This is a genomic window from Bradyrhizobium sp. SZCCHNR2028, from assembly GCF_032380995.1.
In the GTDB taxonomy this organism is placed as follows: Bacteria; Pseudomonadota; Alphaproteobacteria; order Rhizobiales; family Xanthobacteraceae; genus Bradyrhizobium.
Genome location: NZ_JAUHJF010000015.1, coordinates 77,127 through 96,368, shown reverse-complemented (window position 1 = coordinate 96,368; position 19,242 = coordinate 77,127). Strand labels below are relative to the sequence as shown.

The 19,242-nt window shown below is 65.9% G+C and carries 15 protein-coding genes and 1 pseudogene; 4 read left to right on the top strand and 12 right to left on the bottom strand.

From position 1 onward, the window contains the following. Positions 1–168: 168 nt before the first annotated feature. On the top strand, positions 169–948 hold the full coding sequence (locus QX121_RS22390) for an SDR family oxidoreductase (protein ID WP_315737254.1): 780 nt from the start codon (positions 169–171) through the stop codon (positions 946–948). Between the two features lie 165 nt (positions 949–1,113). Beyond that, positions 1,114–1,947: an alpha/beta hydrolase gene (locus QX121_RS22385; RefSeq protein WP_315757762.1), complete on the top strand. Its 834-nt coding sequence runs from the start codon at positions 1,114–1,116 to the stop codon at positions 1,945–1,947. Positions 1,948–2,024: 77 nt separating this feature from the next. Here the strand turns inward: QX121_RS22385 and QX121_RS22380 are convergent, their stop codons facing one another. Next, entirely contained in the window at positions 2,025–2,315 is a 291-nt protein-coding gene (locus tag QX121_RS22380) for a hypothetical protein (protein ID WP_315772483.1), read from the bottom strand. Between the two features lie 183 nt (positions 2,316–2,498). On the opposite strand from QX121_RS22380, the gene QX121_RS22375 reads away from it, so the two are divergent. Beyond that, entirely contained in the window at positions 2,499–3,110 is a 612-nt protein-coding gene (locus QX121_RS22375) for a flavin reductase family protein (protein WP_315813051.1), read from the top strand. A 26-nt stretch (positions 3,111–3,136) separates the two neighbouring features. Here the strand turns inward: QX121_RS22375 and QX121_RS22370 are convergent, their stop codons facing one another. The 3 genes from QX121_RS22370 to yghU form a co-directional block, all read right to left on the bottom strand. Beyond that, on the bottom strand, positions 3,137–3,460 hold the full coding sequence (locus QX121_RS22370) for a cytochrome c (protein ID WP_315776456.1): 324 nt from the start codon (positions 3,458–3,460) through the stop codon (positions 3,137–3,139). A gap of 11 nt (positions 3,461–3,471) precedes the next feature. Next, the gene (locus QX121_RS22365) at positions 3,472–4,671 is read right to left on the bottom strand and encodes a molybdopterin-dependent oxidoreductase (RefSeq protein WP_315813050.1); all 1,200 of its coding nucleotides are present in this window, start codon (positions 4,669–4,671) and stop codon (positions 3,472–3,474) included. Between the two features lie 346 nt (positions 4,672–5,017). Beyond that, a complete protein-coding gene (gene yghU, locus QX121_RS22360) occupies positions 5,018–5,908 on the bottom strand; it encodes a glutathione-dependent disulfide-bond oxidoreductase (RefSeq protein WP_315813049.1) in 891 nt (296 codons plus the stop codon). A 179-nt stretch (positions 5,909–6,087) separates the two neighbouring features. Here yghU and QX121_RS22355 point away from each other — a divergent pair, with 179 nt between their 5' ends. After that, positions 6,088–7,599, top strand: coding sequence for an acetyl-CoA acetyltransferase (locus QX121_RS22355; RefSeq protein WP_315813048.1), 1,512 nt, complete (start codon positions 6,088–6,090; stop codon positions 7,597–7,599). Positions 7,600–7,614: 15 nt separating this feature from the next. Here QX121_RS22355 and QX121_RS22350 read toward each other — a convergent pair whose 3' ends face one another. The 8 genes and pseudogenes from QX121_RS22350 to QX121_RS22315 all read right to left on the bottom strand — a co-directional run bounded on the left by QX121_RS22350 (position 7,615) and on the right by QX121_RS22315 (position 19,221). Further along, on the bottom strand, positions 7,615–7,959 hold the full coding sequence (locus tag QX121_RS22350; RefSeq protein WP_315737246.1) for an antibiotic biosynthesis monooxygenase: 345 nt from the start codon (positions 7,957–7,959) through the stop codon (positions 7,615–7,617). Positions 7,960–8,072: 113 nt separating this feature from the next. After that, a complete protein-coding gene (locus QX121_RS22345) occupies positions 8,073–9,179 on the bottom strand; it encodes a J domain-containing protein (RefSeq protein WP_315813047.1) in 1,107 nt (368 codons plus the stop codon). Positions 9,180–9,218: 39 nt separating this feature from the next. Then, a complete protein-coding gene (locus QX121_RS22340) occupies positions 9,219–10,184 on the bottom strand; it encodes an MBL fold metallo-hydrolase (protein WP_315737244.1) in 966 nt (321 codons plus the stop codon). A gap of 351 nt (positions 10,185–10,535) precedes the next feature. Beyond that, positions 10,536–12,227 carry a methyl-accepting chemotaxis protein gene (locus tag QX121_RS22335; protein ID WP_315776451.1) on the bottom strand — a complete coding sequence of 564 codons (1,692 nt, stop codon included), beginning with the start codon at positions 12,225–12,227 and terminating at the stop codon, positions 10,536–10,538. Between the two features lie 218 nt (positions 12,228–12,445). After that, positions 12,446–13,102: pseudogene (locus QX121_RS22330) on the bottom strand (methyl-accepting chemotaxis protein); the annotation flags it as partial. Positions 13,103–13,287: 185 nt separating this feature from the next. After that, the gene (locus QX121_RS22325; protein WP_315813046.1) at positions 13,288–14,802 is read right to left on the bottom strand and encodes an ABC transporter substrate-binding protein; all 1,515 of its coding nucleotides are present in this window, start codon (positions 14,800–14,802) and stop codon (positions 13,288–13,290) included. A gap of 162 nt (positions 14,803–14,964) precedes the next feature. Beyond that, the gene (locus tag QX121_RS22320) at positions 14,965–16,668 is read right to left on the bottom strand and encodes a methyl-accepting chemotaxis protein (protein ID WP_315737241.1); all 1,704 of its coding nucleotides are present in this window, start codon (positions 16,666–16,668) and stop codon (positions 14,965–14,967) included. A gap of 525 nt (positions 16,669–17,193) precedes the next feature. Then, positions 17,194–19,221 carry a methyl-accepting chemotaxis protein gene (locus QX121_RS22315; RefSeq protein ID WP_315813045.1) on the bottom strand — a complete coding sequence of 676 codons (2,028 nt, stop codon included), beginning with the start codon at positions 19,219–19,221 and terminating at the stop codon, positions 17,194–17,196. Positions 19,222–19,242 lie beyond the last annotated feature (21 nt).

The following is a 19,242-nucleotide window of genomic DNA, read 5'->3' as shown; positions in this document are numbered from 1 at the left end:
CAAGAGCTTTTCGGTCGCTGCATTCTTCGCGGCGGAAATTCGAAGCGCAGCCCGGTTCGGTCAGCATATTTGATTTTTGCGCTTCGCTTGTCCATGGTTGCATCATCCAAATAACCGAAGCGACGCGCAGCGCGCTCACATCATCACGGAAACGCCCGAGAGAACCCCATGACCATGTTCGACCTCACCGGCCGTGTGGCCGTCGTCACCGGCGGTAATGGAGGCATAGGCCTCGGTATTGCCCAGGCACTTGCGTCCAGTGGCTGTAACGTCTCGATCTGGGGCCGCAACGCCGAGAAGAACAAGGCTGCGGCGGCGTCGATGGCCGCCGGGCCCGGCAAGGTCGACACCCGTATCTGCGACGTGACCAGCGCCGCTTCCGTCAACGAGGCGATGAAGGCCACGCTCGACACGTTCGGTCGGGTCGACGGCTGCTTTGCCAATGCCGGCATCGGCGGCGGTGGCCGCAAGCCGTTCATCGAGCGCAGCGAGGAGGAATGGCGCACGATGTTCGCAACCAATCTCGACGGCGTGTTCCATGCGTTTCAGGCTGCCGCGAGGCACATGACCGCGCGCGCCGAAGCCGGTGACGCGTTCGGCCGGCTGGTTGCCACCTCGAGCCTGGCCTCGCTGTTCGGCACCGCGCGCAACGAGCATTATGCAGGGACCAAAGCCGCGCTGAATGCGCTGTGCCGCGCGCTCGCGGTGGAGCTGGCGCGCTATGGTGTCACCGCGAATGCCATCCTGCCCGGCTGGATCAAGAGCGACATGACCGCGGGCATCATGGGCAACGAGAAGTTCGTCGCCAACGTCATGCCGCGTATCCCGGTGCGCCGCTTCGGCGAGCCGTCGGATTTCGGCGGCATCGCCGTCTACCTCATGAGCAAGGCGTCGTCCTATCACACCGCCGACTGCTTCGTGATCGACGGCGGCTATACCGCATTCTGATCCCTCGCAGCGGGTGGTGAGCCGGTGCGCCGGCTCACCAGACGGGGATCGTTCCGTGCTGCGCTCCAAGATTTCCGAAATTTAATCCGCCTCTGGCTGCCACGCCCCCGTGACGCCGGCGTTGTCACCCATCACATAACGGAGAGAATTCCCAGGAAGGATGCCATGAAGCGCGGTGTGACGGTTTTGGCCTGTGTGTCTGCCCTGGCTGTGGCCGGCTACTTTGCGATGGCAAAGTGGGGCATCCAGCACGAGAGCCGCGAGTTCTTCGATGCTGCGCGGCAGCGGTCGATCAATGTCGATGTCGCGGTGCGCAAGGACTACGAGATGAAGGCCAATGCCGGGCTGTGGCGGCTGCCCGTGGCCATCATCAGCAACGGCAACACGGTCAAGAACACCGAGTACTCGTTCCTCGCGAACGTGTTCGCCGCGCGCGGCTACCTCGTCGCCAGCGTCCAGCAGGACCTGCCGACCGATCCGCCGCTCGTCACCAAGGTCGGGATGCCATATGTCGGCCGGCTCGACGTCTACCAGAAGGGCGAGGCCAACATCCTCTGCGTGCTGAACGAGATGAAGAAGCGTCATCCGAATGCCGACTACGATCACCTGACCCTGGTCGGCCACTCCAATGGCGGCGACACCGCGATGTATTTCGCCAAGGAGCATCCGAACATCGTCTCGCAGGTGGTGACGCTCGACAATCTGCGCGTGCCTTTCGTCATCAGGGACAAGCTCAAGATCCTGTCGTTCCGCTCGGATGATCCGCAGTTCAAGACCGACCCCGGCGTGGTGCCGACGCATGTCGACAAGAAGAGCGGCATCGACATCATCAAGACCGAGTTCCAGCACACATGGATGAGCGACCGTGGCCCCTACACGGCGCGGGAACGGATCCAGGCGACGCTCGACAAATATCTCGGCGGCGATGCGACGAGCGAGCTGGCCCCGGCAGATACCGACAATCTGATCGTGACCAACGGGGCAGCCGCCCTTCCCTGATCTGACAATCAGCGCGACGGCACGACCGCCGAAATGCGAAGGGCGGCCGCGCAATCGCGCAGCCGCCCTCGCAGACGTCAGTCCTGCGGTTTCTTGGCCGGCGGGCCGCTCTTGTTCCCCGGCATGCCCTTGATGTTCGACGGGTCCTGCGCGCTGACGTCCGGATTATGGCGGTTGATCGTGGACGAGCCTACCGTGCCGCTTCCCGTCTCAGTGCCCGGTCCGTTCTTGTTGCCCGGCGCGCCCTGGATGCCTGCTCCGGAATTCTGCGCACTCGGCGGCGGCGTGGTCTGTGGGCTGCCCTGCGCCAGCGCGGACGTGGCCGAGACGACGAATGCGCAAGCAATCAGACTGATCATTGGTTTCATGGCGCGACCTCCATTTGTCGTTGCCGTGTGCTGTCCGAACGTAGCGCTGGCGGAGCCGTTCCCGGGAACATCGAATTTCCGCGAAGACGGCGCTGATGTGCGCAACCCCTGCCCGCTTTATTGGCTTCCGCATCGCGTCACCGCCCACTACGGTCGGGGAACCGACGCACCAGAGGCCTCTAAATGGAATACCTCTCCACCGATCTCAGCCCGCGCGAGCGCTACAAGATTCTGACCTCCTTCGCGCTGCCGCGGCCGATCGCCTGGGTGACGACGAGAGGCGAGACCGGGATCGTCAACGCCGCGCCATTCTCGTTCTTCAACGTGCTCGGCGAGGACCCGCCGCTGTGCGTGTTCGCGATCAACCTGCGGCCCGATGGGCGGGTCAAGGACACCCTCGTCAACATCCGCCGCGGCGGCGAGTTCGTCGTCCACATCACCGACGAGCCGCTGGCGCAGGCGATGCACGAGACCGGCGGCGACTTTCCACCTGGGATCGGCGAGCCGGATCACCTCGGGCTCAAGCTTACACCGTCGCGGATGATCGGCGTTCCGCGGTTGGCGGAGGCACCGTTCGCGATGGAGTGCAAGACCTGGCAGCTCATCGACGTCAATGGCGATCGCGTGCTGGTGCTCGGCGAAGGCCTCGCTTTCCACATCCGCGACGAATTGTGGGACACCGAAAAGATGCGGGTCGAGATGGAGCTGTTCCATCCTGTCGGGCGCATGTTCGCCGACCGCTATTGCCGCACCAATGACCGGATGGATTTCCCGCCGGCGAAGGGCGCCGCCTGAGCGTTCCCGGCCGCCGGCACGGGCAGTCAGTAGGTCGCGGCGAGATAGTCGACGATCTTGCCGACATCGGCCGCGTCGATCGGGGCGCCATAGACCTTGATCATCTTGGTGACTTCGGCCTGCCAGAACTCCTTCCTGTTCTGCATCGGCGGCTGGGTCTTGATGTAGTCGGAGGAGTGACAGGCCGTGCAATTGCCCTGCACGACGGCGAGATCGGGCCCCGGCTTGAAGGCCGCCGTCTCCTGCGGAACCTGATAGTTGACCGGGGCTGCCGTGAGCGAGGTGGGGCGGCCCGCCAGGCAGCCAAGTCCGACGGCCAGCGTGGCGATGAGGAAAGACGTCCGACGCATGGTGATGCTCCTCAGGCCGCCGTGACGCGGACGGTTTCGACGACATTGCGCAGATAGCCGGCCGGATTCCAGCGCGGCGTCTCCGGCTGGGTCTCGCCGGAATTGCTCGTGGCACGCACCTTGAGATCGTGGGACCCCGCGGCAAGCTTCACCGGCAGCTTCCACTCGCGGAAGGAATATTTTCCGAGATCCTTGCCGAGCTTGGCGTCGGTCCAGGTTTTTCCGCCGTCGGTCGAGACCGCGACCTGCTTGATTCCCGTTCCGCCGTCGAATGCGAGGCCGCGCAGCATTGCCCTGCCCGCCTTGAGCTTTGCGCCGTCGGCCAGGCTGGTGATGAACGAGCGGACCGTGAAGCGGTTGATCGGGATCGTCGCTTTCGGCGTGGTTCCGGGCTCGACGGCATTGTTCGGCGTGTCCGGAATTCGATAGGCCGATTTCATCCAGAAGCCGTCAAAGACGTTGTCGATGACAGTGATCTCGTTGAGGTGCTTGACCCAATAGGTGCCGTAGTAGCCGGGCACGATCAGGCGCAGCGGAAAGCCGTTCAGGAACGGCAGATCCTCGCCGTTCATGCCGTAGGCCAGCATCACCTCGCCATCCATGGCGTGATCAAGGTCGAGCGCCTTGACGAAATCCGGCGTCTTGTCGATCACCGGGCCGTCCATGCCGCCGAAGGTGACCTGCCTGGCGCCGGCCTGAACACCCGCCATGTCGAGCACGGTCTTGAGCGGCACGCCACGCCAGCGCGCATTGCCCATGGCGCCATTGCCAAGCTGGCCGCCTGCGACGCGCGGCTCGAAGAAGCCGCGGCTGTTGCCGGAGCATTGGTTGACGGCGACGATCTCGGTCGCCTTCATCTTGCGGATGTCCTTGAGCGACAGCTTGAGCAGCTTGTCGACCTTTCCCCTGATCGCGAGCGTGAACTTGTCCGGATCGAGATCGTAAGGCAGGCCCGCCAGATGATAGCGGACGAAGAAGGCATTGTTCGGCGTGATCACGCCGTCATTGAACACCCCGAATGGCGTCTCGAGTTGCGGCGGCCGGCTGGTCAGACCGATCATCGGTCGCTTCTGCGGATATTTCACCAGCGGGCGCTCGCCATTGGCGAAGGGCAACGTCACCGTCTCCTCGGCCAGCGCACGGGTCGTGCCGAAGCTGCCCAGCAAAGCAGCCATCCCCGCTCCCTTGAGCAGATCACGTCTGTCGATCATGCAACTCCCTCCGGAGTGGTCGTTTTGAACCCGCGGTCATCACCGCCGGCTCTCATCGAAATCTGGCGGCATGCACGGCCGCTACGAATTGATCGTTGCACATTCTCTGACTGCGAGAAAAGCCGTGAACGTCCGCAATCGTGGCATCGCAGCGCGGCAACGGACGAGACTTCGCACGTGCAACAAGAGCAATCGTGCATCGAACCGCAGGGCGGGCAAGCGGGGCCGTCAGGCGGCGCGTGCCCACCGACGGCGCCGGCGAGGGACGACGTTGGGCACGGCTCACTCCACAGTCGTTGCACGCCGCGATGAGCTCGCCGCGCCTTTGTGCACCCTACACGCGCAACTACGTGCCCTGCCCGATCTTGTCCTGTGTCTTCTTGTCCTGTGTCTTGGTGTCGAAGTCGCTGCCGTCGTGGCGCTCGTGGAGCTGGCTCTTTGGATCGCCGGAGACGCGGTTGACCATGCGGCCGCGCTTCACAGGGGTGCGCTGCGCGATCTGCTCGGTCCAGCGCTGAACATTCCTGTAGTCCTGCACCGAGAGGAACTCGCCGCCTTCGTAGAGCAGGCCCTTGGCGAGCGCGCCGTACCACGGCCACACCGCGATGTCGGCGATGGTGTAGTCGGGGCCGGCGAGATACTCGCTTTCGGCGAGACGGCGGTCGAGTACGTCGAGCTGGCGCTTCACCTCCATCGCGAAGCGGTCGATGGCATACTCGATCTTGGTCGGCGCATAGGCATAGAAGTGGCCGAAGCCGCCGCCGAGATAGGGCGCAGCTCCCATCTGCCAGAACAGCCAGGACAGGCATTCGGCGCGCTTGGCCGGCTCGGTCGGCAGGAAGGCGCCGAACTTCTCGGCCAGATACACCAGGATCGCGCCGGACTCGAATACGCGGATCGGTTCGGTCCCGCTGCGATCCAGCAGCGCCGGGATCTTGGAATTGGGATTGATGGCGACGAAGCCCGAACCGAACTGATCGCCCTCGCCGATCCGGATCAGCCAGGCGTCGTATTCGGCGCCGCTGTGGCCGAGCGCCAGCAGCTCCTCGAGCATCACTGTGACCTTCACACCGTTGGGCGTTCCCAGAGAATAAAGCTGCAAGGGATGACGGCCGACAGGCAATTCCTTCTCGTGCGTCGGACCTGCGATCGGCCGGTTGATGTTGGCGAAGCGGCCGCCGCTGGCCTTGTTCCAGGTCCAGACCTTGGGCGGCACATAGCTGTTCTGTTCAGACACGGCAGACTCCGGCGTGAGCGTCAGGAGCGAGCGTTTTAGGCGCATCTGCCGTGAAGCGGAAGCCATGCTGCGCGCGGGCGCCATCAGCATTTTCTGCATTGCGCGGTCGAACCTGCGATGACAGAACGGAGACAAGACAACAATGACGGTCCGTCACGGGCCGGCTCTTGGAAACGCCGATGACTGCAAGTACCCTGCCCCCCGACCGCATTCCCGTGATCGTCGGCGTGGGCGAGATCGTCGATCGTCCCAAGGATATCGGCGACGGTCTCGAGCCGCTGACGCTGCTCGAACAGGCGATCCGCCGTGCGGAAAATGACGCGGGCGCCAAGCTCGTCCACGACATCGGCTCGCTCGACGTCGTCAACTTCCTGAGCTGGCGCTACCGCGATCCCGAGCAGCTTCTCGCGCAGCGGCTCGGCGTGACGCCGGCGCACTGCCATTATGGTCCGGTCGGCGGCGAGAGCCCGATCCGCTTTCTGCACGAGGCCGCCTTGCGCATCGCGCGCGGCGAATGCGAGGTCGCCGTGGTCTGCGGCGCCGAGGCGCAATCGACCGCGACCAAGGCCGACCGCGCCGGCGTGCCCTTGCCGTGGAGGCCGTTCGCCCACGACGTCGAGGAGCCGAAGCGCGGCGCCGCGTTCCAGAAGCCGCTGGCGGTGAAGCTCGGCGTATTCCGCCCGGTCTCGGTCTATCCGTTCTACGAGGTCGCGAGCGCGGCCAAATGGGGCCAGACGCCGCGGCAGGCGCTCGCGGAATCCGGCGAGCTGTGGTCGCGCTTTTCCGCGGTCGCCGCCTACAATCCCAACGCCTGGCTGAAGCGGCACTTCGCGCCCGAGGAGATCACGACTCCGTCGGCCGACAACCGCCCGATCGCCTGGCCCTACACCAAGCTGATGGTCGCCAATCCCATGGTCAACATGGGCGCGGCGCTGATCCTGACCAGCCTGGCCAAGGCGCGTGCGGCGGGCATTGCCGACAGCCGCATGATCTATCCGCTCGGTGGCGCAGCGGCGGAGGATCCGCGCGACTACCTCACGCGCGATCAGTTCGCCGAGAGTCATCCGCAGAACGCCGTGTTGCGGGCCGCAATGAAACTCGTAGGCGGCAACGGCGCGGCGTTCGACGTCATCGAGCTCTACAGCTGCTTTCCCTGCGTGCCGAAGATGGCACGGCGGATCCTCGGCCTCGGCGCCGACGTGGAGCCGACCGTCACCGGCGGGCTGACCTTCTTCGGCGCGCCGCTCAACACCTACATGACGCACGCCGCCTGCGCGATGGTGCGGCGGCTGCGCGGCGGCGCCAGGCGCGGCCTGCTGTACGGCCAGGGCGGCTTCGTCACCAAGCATCATGCGCTGGTGATCTCGCGCGAGCCGCCGTCGTCCCTGTCGCAGGAGGTGAGCGTGCAGGCCGAGGCCGATCGGCATCGCGCCGCCGCGCCGGCGTTCGTCAGCGAAGCCGGCGGCGGCGGCCGGGTCGAAAGCTTCACCGCGCTGTTTGATCGCAACGGCGAGGTCGAGCATGGCGTTGCGATGCTGCGCACCGCGCAGGACACGCGCACGTTGGCGCGCGTTCCGGCGCAGGACGCAGCCACGCTGGCGCGGCTGATGGATCAGGACAGGACGCCGGTCGGCGCGCTCGGCACGATCACGATGGCCGCCGATGGTGTGCCGGAGTGGCGGACGAATTAGTTCGCTTCCGTCGCCTCACACCTCCCGGGCGTCACGCTGCCAGCGCGCATAGGCCGTGTCCCAATCAGGATCAGGATCGCTGTCCGCCACGAAGCCGAGCGTCCTGCCGCCGCCGAGGTCGCGGAAGCCGATCATGGCGCGGCGGTGCGCGCCGCTTCTGACATAGGCGCGCATGCTGGCTTCGTCGGTCCAGACCGTCAGCGTATGATAGATGCCATTCACCGGACGAAGCTCGACGCGCAGATTCCCGGGAGCCGCACGCGCCTGGCGGACGGCGCGCAACGTGTGCCACCAGAATCGCGCCAGCCGATTGAGGCCGCGATGCGGGCGGAAGCCGGTGACGGAAACGTAAACGCTCATGGCGCGCTCCTGGATCGCAGACCGCCGCGCAATGGAACGGTCGCGCCGACGGGTGTGAGCACAACGCTGCTCGCCGTCTCCCGGATGTCGGAGCGCAGATCACGGTCCGGCGCTCAGCGCCCGCTACGCCTGGGCTTCGCGTCGGCAGGCACCGTGCCCGTGGTCTCCGCCGCCGCCGGAGGCGCGCCGTCGTCGCCGGCCAATTGCCGGTCGCGCCTGCGCGCGAGAGCCTCATCCCGCCGTGCGGCCGCGATCGCCAATTCCGGATCCAGCTTGAGGGCCTGGTTGAAGTCGGCGAGCGCGCGGTCGTAGCGCCCCTTCGCCAGCCACACCGCGCCACGGTCGCTGTACATTCCGGCATCGCTGAAGCCCATGCGCACGGCGTGGTCGAGATCGACGAGGGCCTCGTCGAGATCGCCCTTGCGCTGAAGCGCGAGGCCACGATCGTGAAACAGCACCGGGTCGTTCGGATCCAGCCGGATCGCCCGCTCAAAATCGCCAAGCGCGCGGTCGATGCGGCCCATGCGGACCAGATCCCTGGCGCGATAGCGATAGAGATCGGCATTGCGGGGCGCGAGCCGGATCGCTTCGTCGAAATCGGCGACAGCGCGCTCGAGATCGCCCTGCCGGCTGCGGTCCATCCCCCGCTTCAGGAAGGATGCGGCGGTCGTCGGTGCAGCCGGGACGACCTGCTCTGCGGCTCTCGGCTCTGCCGGCGGAGACAGCGCGGGGGCCTCCGCCTCCGAAGGCGGCACCGGCAACACGGCTCCGGTCGCGTCCTGGACGGCAGGCGCCGGGACGGTCTCACCTGCGACCTTGCGCTGCGGCCCCGATCGGGCCTGCGGCGACGGTGTCACGATCGAGCGCGTCGCCGGCCTGCTCATCCAATCACCGGCGGAGGGCAAGAGCAGAATCTCGAGGCCGATCAGGATCGCGCTGAGCACGGCGGTCGCCGCGGTGAACTGCAGGATGGCGTCCCAGCGTTCGCGGCGGACGCGGTCGCGCTCAGAAGCAAGATGGGCGTCGTATTCGGCGCGCAGGTCAGGGTCGCGCAGCACGTTGTAGGCGACGATGATCAACTTGAGCTGATGCTCCGACGCCGGATCGGCGCCGCCCCGGAGGTCGGGATGGTGCGCCTTGGCGGCCTGGCGAAACGCCCGCTTGATCGTGTCGAGATCGGCCCGCGGCGATACGCCGAGCACCTCATAATGCGTCGTCATGGCGCGATCCCGAGCCTCTCTTCCGAGGCCGGTTCGGGATCACGCGGGGAGCAGGTCGAGCGCATAATGGGCGCCATCGCGGGTGAGCCGACCGAACGCGGCCCACGGAAAATGAGATCCACAAACCAACATCTTTTCTGCAACGATACGATCGAGCAATCTGCGCCGGCTGACCTCGGCAGCCGCGCCGTCCTGGTCATAGGCGCCGTGCCATTCGGGATGGCGCAGGCACAACGCCGGCACATAGGCGGTGTCGCCCGAGATCATCAGTTGCTCCGCTCCGGAGCTGAGATGAAACGCGGTGTGCCCCGGCGTATGACCGGGGACGCTGACGAAGCGGATGCCGGGCACCACCTCGTCCTCGCCCTCGACCGGCAGCACGTTCTTCCAGCCCGGGATCACGCTCTGGATGCGGCGCGCCAGCGACTGCCGCCACGGCGGCAGCCGGCTGGTCAGAGATGCATCGGTCCAGAATTTGTATTCGGCCGCAGCCACGATGATCTCGGCGGAGGGAAACACCGGCGCGTTGGTGTCCTCGCCGAGCAGTCCGAAAATATGATCGGGATGGAAGTGCGAAATCAGGATGGTGTCGATGTCCTCCGGGCGAATGCCAGCTGCTTTCAGATTGTCCAGCAGGCGGCCCGAAATGAAGATCGAGTCGGAATTGTAACCCTGGACCTGACCGCCGCCGCCGGCATCGCACAGCACGGTCTTGCCCTTCAGCCGCACCACGAAGGTGGAGATCGGGACCGGGACGAAGGCGGGGCTCAGACCCGCAGCGCGCAGTGCTTCCTTCACGTCGCTGATGCTGGCATTGTCGATGAAGCCGGCCTCGTGCGGCTTTTCCCATACACCGTCGTAGAGGGCGATCACCTCCGCCTCGCCGATCGTGATCCGGCGATAGCCGTGCGCGGGATCCTCAGTGCGGCGGCGCGGCTTGGCGGCAACCACGGCAAGCCCCGCATCGAGACCCAAGGCGACCGCGGCCGTCGCGGCCGTTAGCACCAGGGTCCTGCGCGAAGGTCTGCTCGCAATCACATTGCCTGCCACTAAATGTACCGCTGGTTGAATAAATATCTAACACAAGTTAATCTCTGCACCTTAGCGGGATTATGGCGCCACAACGGCCTTTCTGGCCGGGGCGTCAGGTGTGGGGAGTCTGCAACGGTGGGGGATGATCCGGTCGAGCGGGGGCGCCGCCTGACGAACGGCGCACGCATGAGCGTCCACGTCGACGTGGTTCGCCGCGGCGTCATCGGCAGTGCCCGCGGCTATCGGTCGGGGCTGTGTCGTTCGACTATCGGACGCGACAGCGGGCAATCTCGGCCGCTGTCGCCGGCTACGTCATCTCGCGGATCAGGCGGCGCGAACCGATTGCAGGAAACGGCCGACCTCCTGCTTGAGACGCTCGCTATCACCGGAGAGCTGGCGCGCGGCGCTGAGCACCTGCCCCGAGGTGTCGCCGGTCTCGCTGGCGCCGCGCTGGACGTTGGTGATGTTGGCGGACACCTGCTGTGTACCCGCGGCGGCGTGCTGGATGTTGCGCGAGATCTCGGCGGTCGCTGCGCCCTGCTCCTCGACCGCGGCCGCCACCGTCGCGGCGATCTCCGACAGCCGCTCGATCGTCGTCGAGATCTCCCTGATGGCGCCGACCGACTCCTGCGTGGCCCCCTGGATGCCGGAAATCTGTTGGCCGATCTCGCCGGTCGCCTTTGCAGTCTGCTCGGCCAGCGCCTTGACCTCGGAGGCGACGACGGCAAAGCCGCGGCCAGCCTCGCCCGCCCGCGCGGCCTCGATGGTGGCATTGAGCGCCAGCAGATTGGTCTGCCCGGCGATCGTGTTGATCAGCTCGACGACGTCGCCAATGCGGGTCGCCGCCTTCGACAGCTCGCCGACACGATCATTGGTGCGGCGCGCCTGCTCGACCGCATCGGAAGCGATGCGCGCGGACTCCTGCACCTGGCGGCTGATCTCACGGACCGACGAGGTGAGCTCCTCGGTCGCCGACGCGACGGCCTGAACATTGGCCGACGCCTCTTCGGAGGCCGCGGCAACAGTGGTGGAAAGCTCCTGCCCCCGCACGGCGGTGCTCGACAGCGAGTTGGCCGAGCTCTCGAGCTCGCTGGAGGCCGAGGACACCGTATTGACGATGTTGCCGATGGCGCCTTCGAAACCGTTGGCGAGCTCCGACATCTCCCGCTTGCGCGCGGCGGCTGCGCGCCGCTCCTGCTCTCCGAGCTCCCTGTCGTTGAACCGCACCATCGTCTGAACGGTCTGCAGGTTACGCAAGGCGCGGCCGATCTCGTCGTCGCGCTCGATGCGCATGCGGGTGTCGAGCGTGCCCTGGGTGATGCTCTCCATCGTCTCGTTCAGATGATCGAGCGGCGCCACGATCACGTTCATCGTACGCAGCCCGACCAGACCACACAGCACGACACCAGCGGCAGCAATCGCCACGGCGGTCATTCCGACGAGCCCGCCCTCCCCGAACGAGATGACGCCAAGCACGAGCAGGAACAGCGTCTGCAATCCGACCAGCGTTCGCAGCCTTGCCGCGATCGTGCCGGTGAACATCGAGAGATGGTCGAACACCGAGCGGCGGCGGACGATGCCGTCGTCGATCTTGTAACCATGTGGCCGCTTTTCGCGGATCGCCGCATAGACCTGCTCGGCCTCCGCGCGCTGGTCGGCGGGCAGCTTGGTGCGCACCGAGGTGTAGCCGACGACTTGGCCGTCTTTGCAAATCGGCGACGCCGTCGCCAGCACCCAGTAATAGTCGCCGTTCTTGCGGCGGTTCTTGACCGCGCCGACCCAGGGTCGGCCGGCCTTGAGCGTGGTCCAGAGATTGTCGAAGGCTTCAGGCGGCATGTCGGGATGACGCACGATGTTGTGCGGCTGCCCCATCAGCTCGGCTTCGGTGAAGCCGGCCGCGTCGACAAAATCCTGGTTGAAGAAGGTCAGCTTGCCCTTCGTGTCGGTCTTGGACACGATCAGCGTGTCATCCGTGATCGGATACTCGACGTTGGTGACCGGCAAATTCTTACGCATGGCGAGTCTTTCGAGCCATGCCGGCATCGGCATGGCTAATTTTGCTGCAAACGATGCGTCCATTGTCGCAGTCGCCGATTAACCTAAGATAAAGTGCCGCAACCGTTGAAATACGGATCGCTGGACCCCATTCATGGGCGGTTGCCGTTGTCCGGCGGGCAAAGCAAAGGGCGCAGCTTGCGCAGCCGCGCCCTCCTATCATCGGCGGCCGTGCGCACTCAGGCGGCGCGGACAGTCTCCAGGAATCGGCTGACTCCGGCCTTCGACCGGTTGCTGTCGGACGACAGCGCCTGCGCGGCGGACAACACCTCGGACGAGGCGGAGCCGGTTTCATTGGCGCCGCCCTGCACCTCGATGATGTTGGACCAGACGTCCTTGGTGCCCTGCGAGGCGTGCTGGACGTTGCGGGAGATCTCCTGCGTCGCCGCCCCCTGCTCCTCGACCGCAGCAGCGATGGTCGAGGCGATCTCCGAGAGCCGCTCGATGGTGCCGGAAATCTCCTTGATGGCGCCGACCGATTCCTGGGTCGCGCTCTGGATGCCGGAAATCTGCTGACCGATCTCGCCGGTCGCCTTCGAGGTCTGCCCGGCCAGCGCCTTGACCTCGGTGGCAACCACCGCGAAGCCGCGGCCGGCTTCGCCGGCGCGCGCCGCTTCGATGGTGGCCTTGAGCACCAGCACGTTGGCCTGGCCGGCGATGGTGTTGATCAGTTCGACGACGTCGCCGATCCGCGCGGCGGCCCTGGACAGCTCGCTCACCTGGTCGTTTGTCCGCCGCGCCTGGTTGACGGCCTCGCTCGCCATGCGGGCCGATTCCTGCACCTGGCGGCTGATCTCGGTCACCGAGGAGGACAGCTTCTCGGTGGCCGACGCGACCAGGAAACGTCCGACCTCGCGCCTGAGGGGGGTGCTGTCGCCCGACAGCATCTGCGGCCGACGGCCGAAGAAATCGCCGACAGCATCTCGATGATTGCGAGCTGCTGCATCTCGCGCTTGCGATGCGGCCGCCATGGGCCGCACATGCTGGCGCTCGCTCCCCCCTTTTTATCCCGCGCCGCGGGTCACTCCAGCTCGATCGCCTGATAGGCGCCGGTCTCGTCGAGCGCCGTGCCCCAGATCTTGTGCGAGGCCTGATGTTCGGCGGGGCCGAAGTTGAGCAAGGCTCCAAGACCGAGATCGATGTTACGCATCGACTCGAGGGTATCGATCAACCGCTCGGTATCGAGCTGCGAACCGGCCTTTTTAAGGGCTTGAATCAGGATGCTCGCCTCGATGTAGCCCTCGAGCGAGGTGTAGTCCGGCGGCTCGCCGGGGAAATGCTTCGCCAGCGCGGCCTTGTAGTCGAGCACCACGCTCGAATAGCCGGAGACGGCGGGAACGGTCTGGGTCACGATGACCCCGGAGGCGTATCGCGAACCAAGCAGCATGAGCTCGTTGGCAAGCGCCGATGCACCGACCGCCGACACATTGACGAAGACGACGCCGGGAAGCGCGTCGCGCGCCTTTTCGATGAACTTCGCTGCCGCGCGCGAAGTCGCGACCATGATGACCGCACGGACGGGCACCTTCTGCGCCTTGAGCTGGTTGATCGCGGGCTCCACATCCACGGTGTTGCGGGTGTAGTTGACGCGCAGGATCGCAGCGTCGCTGAGGCCCAGGACGCGAAATGCCTTCGCCACGCCGGCAAAGCCTGCATCCCCGAACGAATCGTCCTGCGCGAACAGCGCGATCTGGCGCGGCGGCACTCGGCGCAGCTTCACCAGGTAACGGACCAGCGCATCGGCTTCTTCCGAATAGCTCGGGCGATAGTTGAAGACGTAGCGGTCCGGCGGATCGTGGCGCGAGACGTTCGCACCGGTGTAGGGGCTGAAGAACAGCATCCGGCGCTCGAGCGAATATGGAATTGCAACGGCCGCGGTCACGGTCCCGAAACTGCCGACGAAGCCGAACACGCGCTCCTTCTCGTAGAGCTGCTTCATGGCATCGAGCGTGCGGTTCGGATCATAGCCGTCATCGGCGACGGCGAGCTTGAGCATCCGGCCATTGACCCCGCCGGCGTCGTTGGCATGGTTGAAGGCGGCTTCGATACCGACCTTGAGCAGACGTCCTGATTCCTTGTTCGCGCCCGACAGCGGCAAGACGCTGCCGAACGTGACGTCACGCTCCGTGACGCCGCGAACCGATGGAGCAGGCACAGCACTCGTCGCGCCAGCCGCAGCGACCGGGAGCGTCGCATCCGGCGGCGCGCCGGCCGCCGTTGCGGGTGCGCCGATCGATCGTTCGATGTCTCCAAGCTGGAGTTCGGCCCGTCGGCAGTCCTGGCGGCCACTCGCCACGGCCGCGCGACCGTCGGCGATGAAGCGGTCGAACTGGCGCGTCAGCTCGTTTCGATCGCCGTCGTTGTTCGAGGCCTCCCGGATGACGGCCTGGAACTTGCCGATGATGGCTTGGATACGCGGCCGAGGGATATCGCTGCAGGCAAGGGCCGCCCCGATGACGGGACCGATCCTGCCACTGAGGTCGCGCACGACGGCGAGGTTGTCGCCGGGCGCTGCATGGATCGATGTAGTGAACATGAGGGCAAGGATGATCGCCGAGGAATTCGCGAACGATCGCATCCGGCTTACCACCTCGTGGCGGGGCCGGAAGTCAAGAAAGGTGATCATGGCGGAGCTTCAAACTCGTTGAGACACGTTGGTTGGATCGCGGATTTAGCTGATGAGATTGCTGCAGGCCTCTCAGGCCGCGCGGACCGTCTGCAGGAAGCGGCTGACCTCGCGCTTGAGGCGGTTGCTGTCTGTCGACAGACCCTGGGCCGCCTCCAGCACCTGGGTCGACGCCGAGCCGGTCTCGGTCGCGCCGCGCTGCACGTCGGTGATGTTGACGGAAACCTGCTGCGTGCCGTGCGCCGCCTGCTGCACGTTGCGCGAGATTTCCTTGGTCGCGGCGTTCTGCTCTTCGACGGCGGCAGCAATCGTCGAGGAAACCTCCGACAGCCGCTCGATGCTGCCGGAGATCAGCCTGATCGCCGCGACCGATTCCTGTGTCGCCGCCTGGATGCCGGCCACCTGCTGGCCGATCTCGTCGGTCGCCTTGGCGGTCTGCTCCGCCAGCGCCTTGACCTCGGCGGCGACCACGGCAAAGCCCCGCCCCGCCTCGCCGGCACGCGCCGCCTCGATGGTGGCGTTCAGCGCCAGCAGATTGGTCTGCCCGGCAATGCTGTTGATCAGCTCGACCACGTCGCCGATGCGGCTCGCCGCGCGCGACAGCTCGCTCACCCGCTCGTTGGTCTTCTTCGCCTGCTCGACCGCTTCATTGGCCATGCGCGCCGATTCATGCACCTGGCGGCCGATCTCGGTGACCGAGGACGTCATCTCCTCGGTGGCCGAGGCGACGGACTGCACGTTGGTGGACGCTTCCTCCGACGCGGCCGCCACCGTGGTTGCGAGCTCGCCGGCGCGGACCGCGGTCTTGCTCAACGTGTCCGCCGACACTTCCAGCCTGGACGAAGCCGACGAGACCGTCTCAACGATCTCGCCAACGGCGCTTTCGAAGTCGTCGGCCATCTTGTGCATATCGGCCTTGCGGCGGGCCAGCGCCCGCTGCTCGGCTTCCTTCTGCTCCGCTTCCAGCGCGTGACGTGCGACCGCATTGCTCTTGAACACCTCGACGGCGCCGGCCATCTCGCCGATCTCGTCGCCGCGTCCCACGCCGGGGACCTCGACGTCGAGACGGCCGCCGGCGAGGCTCTTCATCGCGCTGGTCATGCGATGCAGCGGGTTGGTGATGCCGCGCCCGACGAGCGTCGACACGACGAGCAGGATCAGCAGCACGATTCCGGCCGCCGTCAACGACTGCCGCGTCGAGGCCCAGGCCTGCGCCGAGAGGTCATCGATATAGACGCCGGTTCCGACCAGCCAATTCCAGGGTGCGAACCCCGCGACATGGGTCAGCTTGGGCTGCGGCGTCTCGGAGCCGGGCTTCGGCCAATCGTAGTCGACGAAGCCGCGGCCATGCTGGCGAACCACATCGATCATCTCGATGAACAGCTTCTTGCCGTTCGGATCCTTCATGTCCGCGACGTCCTGCCCGACCAGCTTGGTCGAGATCGGATGCATCAGCATCTTCGCGGTCATGTCCGTGACGAAGAAATACTCATTGCCGCCATAGCGCAGCTGGGAGGCGCGCTCGAGAGCGCGCTTCTGCGCCTCGGCGACCGAGATCGTCCCCTTCTGCGCGGCCGCATGCTCCTCGGCGAAGATGCCGAGCGCGAGCTCGGTCAGATGCCGGAGCTCGAGCTGCTTCTGCTGCTTGAGGCCTGCGGCGAGCTCGCGGGAATTGAAGGCAGTCAGGCCGATCAGGCCGAGGAAGCTCAGACCGATCAGGGCATAGATCTTGATCCCGATGGTGAGCTTGAGGCGATGGGGCATTGCAAAGGACATGTCGGTCTCCACGGCGCGACTCATGCTGGGGGCGCTCGGGGACAGATCACGTCGACGGGCGTGGGCTCGCCTCGTCGTCACGCAAACGGGCCCGCAGCCCACGCGTGGAAGCTACGGGAGCCAAAATTAAGTCTGGTTAAGACCATGTCCGTGCAAATACGGAGCAGCGATCGAAAAGTGATCGTTGCCCGTCCAGATCGGTAACGCGCTCCGGCTTGGCCGTGCGGCGCGTCATCTCATGCCGTGCGACCGAACGAGAGAAGCGCCGTTTGCCCGTGGGGCTCGACTGCGCGTTGGCCGCGAATGACCAGACCCTACACGCCGACTCTTAACGCAAGTTAAAAACGCAGATTGACTACGCAGGTTAGTTTTCCGGCGTCGATGTAGCGCGAACAGAAAAGCCGCGGGCGACGGGGCCGCGGACTGTCCCTGTTGGGCCAGAAAACGCAGAAGGCCGGAGCGTTCGATGCTCCGGCCTTCCAATCCCCCGCGCGACCAGCAGTTCGTCGCTTCCGCGACTCAGCGTTACGCCGCCCGCACCGAGCCGAGGAAGCTCGCGACCTCCTGCTTGAGGCGATTGCTGTCGCCGGACAGCGCCTGTGCCGCTGAGAGCACCTGGGCCGAGGCCGACCCGGTCTCGGCCGCGCCGCGCTCGACATCGGCGATGTTGGACGAGACCTGCTGCGTGCCATGCGCGGCCTGCTGAACGTTGCGTGAGATCTCCTGCGTCGCCGCACCCTGCTCTTCGACGGCCGCTGCGATGGTCGAGGAGATTTCCGACAGCTTCTCGATCGTGGAGGAGATCTCCTTGATGGCGCTGACCGACTCCTGCGTCGCGACCTGGATGCTCGAGATCTGCTGGCCGATCTCGCCGGTTGCCTTCGCGGTCTGCTCCGCCAGCGCCTTGACCTCGGAGGCGACGACCGCGAAGCCGCGGCCGGCGTCGCCGGCGCGCGCCGCCTCGATGGTGGCGTTGAGCGCCAGCAGGTTGGTCTGGCCGGCAATCGTGTTGATCAGTTCGACGACATCGCCGATGCGGGTGGCCGCCTTGGACAGCTCGCTGACACGCCCGGTCGTGGTGCGGGCCTGGCCGACGGCGTCGTTGGCGATGCGCGCCGATTCCTGCACCTGACGGCTGATCTCGGTGACCGACGAGGCCATCTGCTCGGTCGCAGACGCCACCGACTGGACGTTGGTCGTGGCTTCCTCCGAGGCGGACGCAACCGCCGTCGTCAAGCCCTGCGAGCGCGTCGCGGCCTGGGTCAGCGTGGTGGCGGACTGCTCGAGCTGGCTCGAGGCCGACGAGACGGTGTTCACGATTTCGCCGACCGCGGCTTCGAACTGCTCGGCCAGCCGCTGCATGTCGGCCTTGCGCTGGCGCGCCGCGATCGCGTCCTGTGCATTCTTCGTTTCGGCCTCGGCACGCGCCTTCTCCTCCGCGTTGCCCCGGATCACCGTCACGGTCTTGGCAAGATCGCCGATCTCGTCGCCGCGCGATGCACCGGGGATGACGATGTCGAGCCGGCCACGCGCCATCTCGCCGAGCGCCGCGTTCAGCCGCGTCAACGGACGGGCGATTCCCAGGAACGAGAAGACGACCGAGCTGAGCACGGATGCCAGGACGGCCAGTCCGACGATCAGCATGATGCGGCTCGCCTGCGCGGCCACCTCGTCGGCATCATATCTTGCGCTGGCGTTGCGCGCGCGGGCATCCTGGATCGCTGCCGTCATGAGTTCGTCGGCCTCGCCGAGATAGACTAGCGTACGGTCGCGCAGCACCGCTTCCTTGATTCCTTCGATCTTGACCACCTCGTCGTTCGCAGCGACGAAGTCCGACGCAATGCCGTTGAGCTTGCTGATCGTCGCCTGGATCTCGCGATCATCGGCCAGCATGCGGGCATCGGTCAGCGAGCTCTTCAGGATCGGCACCGTCTGCTTCAGATGCGCGATCGTCACGGCATCCCCGGTCATGCCGAACCGCCAGGCCTGGGACCGCATGTAGTTCAGCTTGGCATCGGCCGCATGAAGCTGCCGCTCGACGCGCTCGCGGAAGGCAAGTTTCGGCAGCGCCGGCGAGGCGAGCAGCGCCTTGAGACCGTTGGTCCACTCGTTGGAGACCGCGCTCCGCTTGTCGATCTGCAGCAGCAGCGCCTTCTGCGCCTGGGCAAGCTCCACCGCGCCGGCGGCGTAGTTCGTCATCAGCTCCTTGAGCCGGCTCAGCCGAGACCGATTTTCGGCCGTCGCCACGTTCGCAAGGGCGCCGTCGATGTCCGTGACCATCGCGGCCGAGAACTGCTGAATGTCGGCAGCGGCCTTCTCGGCATCGGCCGGCACCCGCGCCAGCCGGGCCGAGCGGCCCGCGAGCTGGGTCTGCTGCATGTTGATGCTGGCCGACATGACGCTCTCGACCACGCGCCGGGAGCTCTCCGCCCGCTGATTGGCTTCGTTGACCGCTCTCTCGGCAATCATCTGATTTGCGATCATGCCGACCGCGAGAGATGCGCCGATGGCGCCAGCAAGCCCGAGTTTGTAGCCGATCCGATTCAGTTTCATTGCCCTACCCACAGATGGACG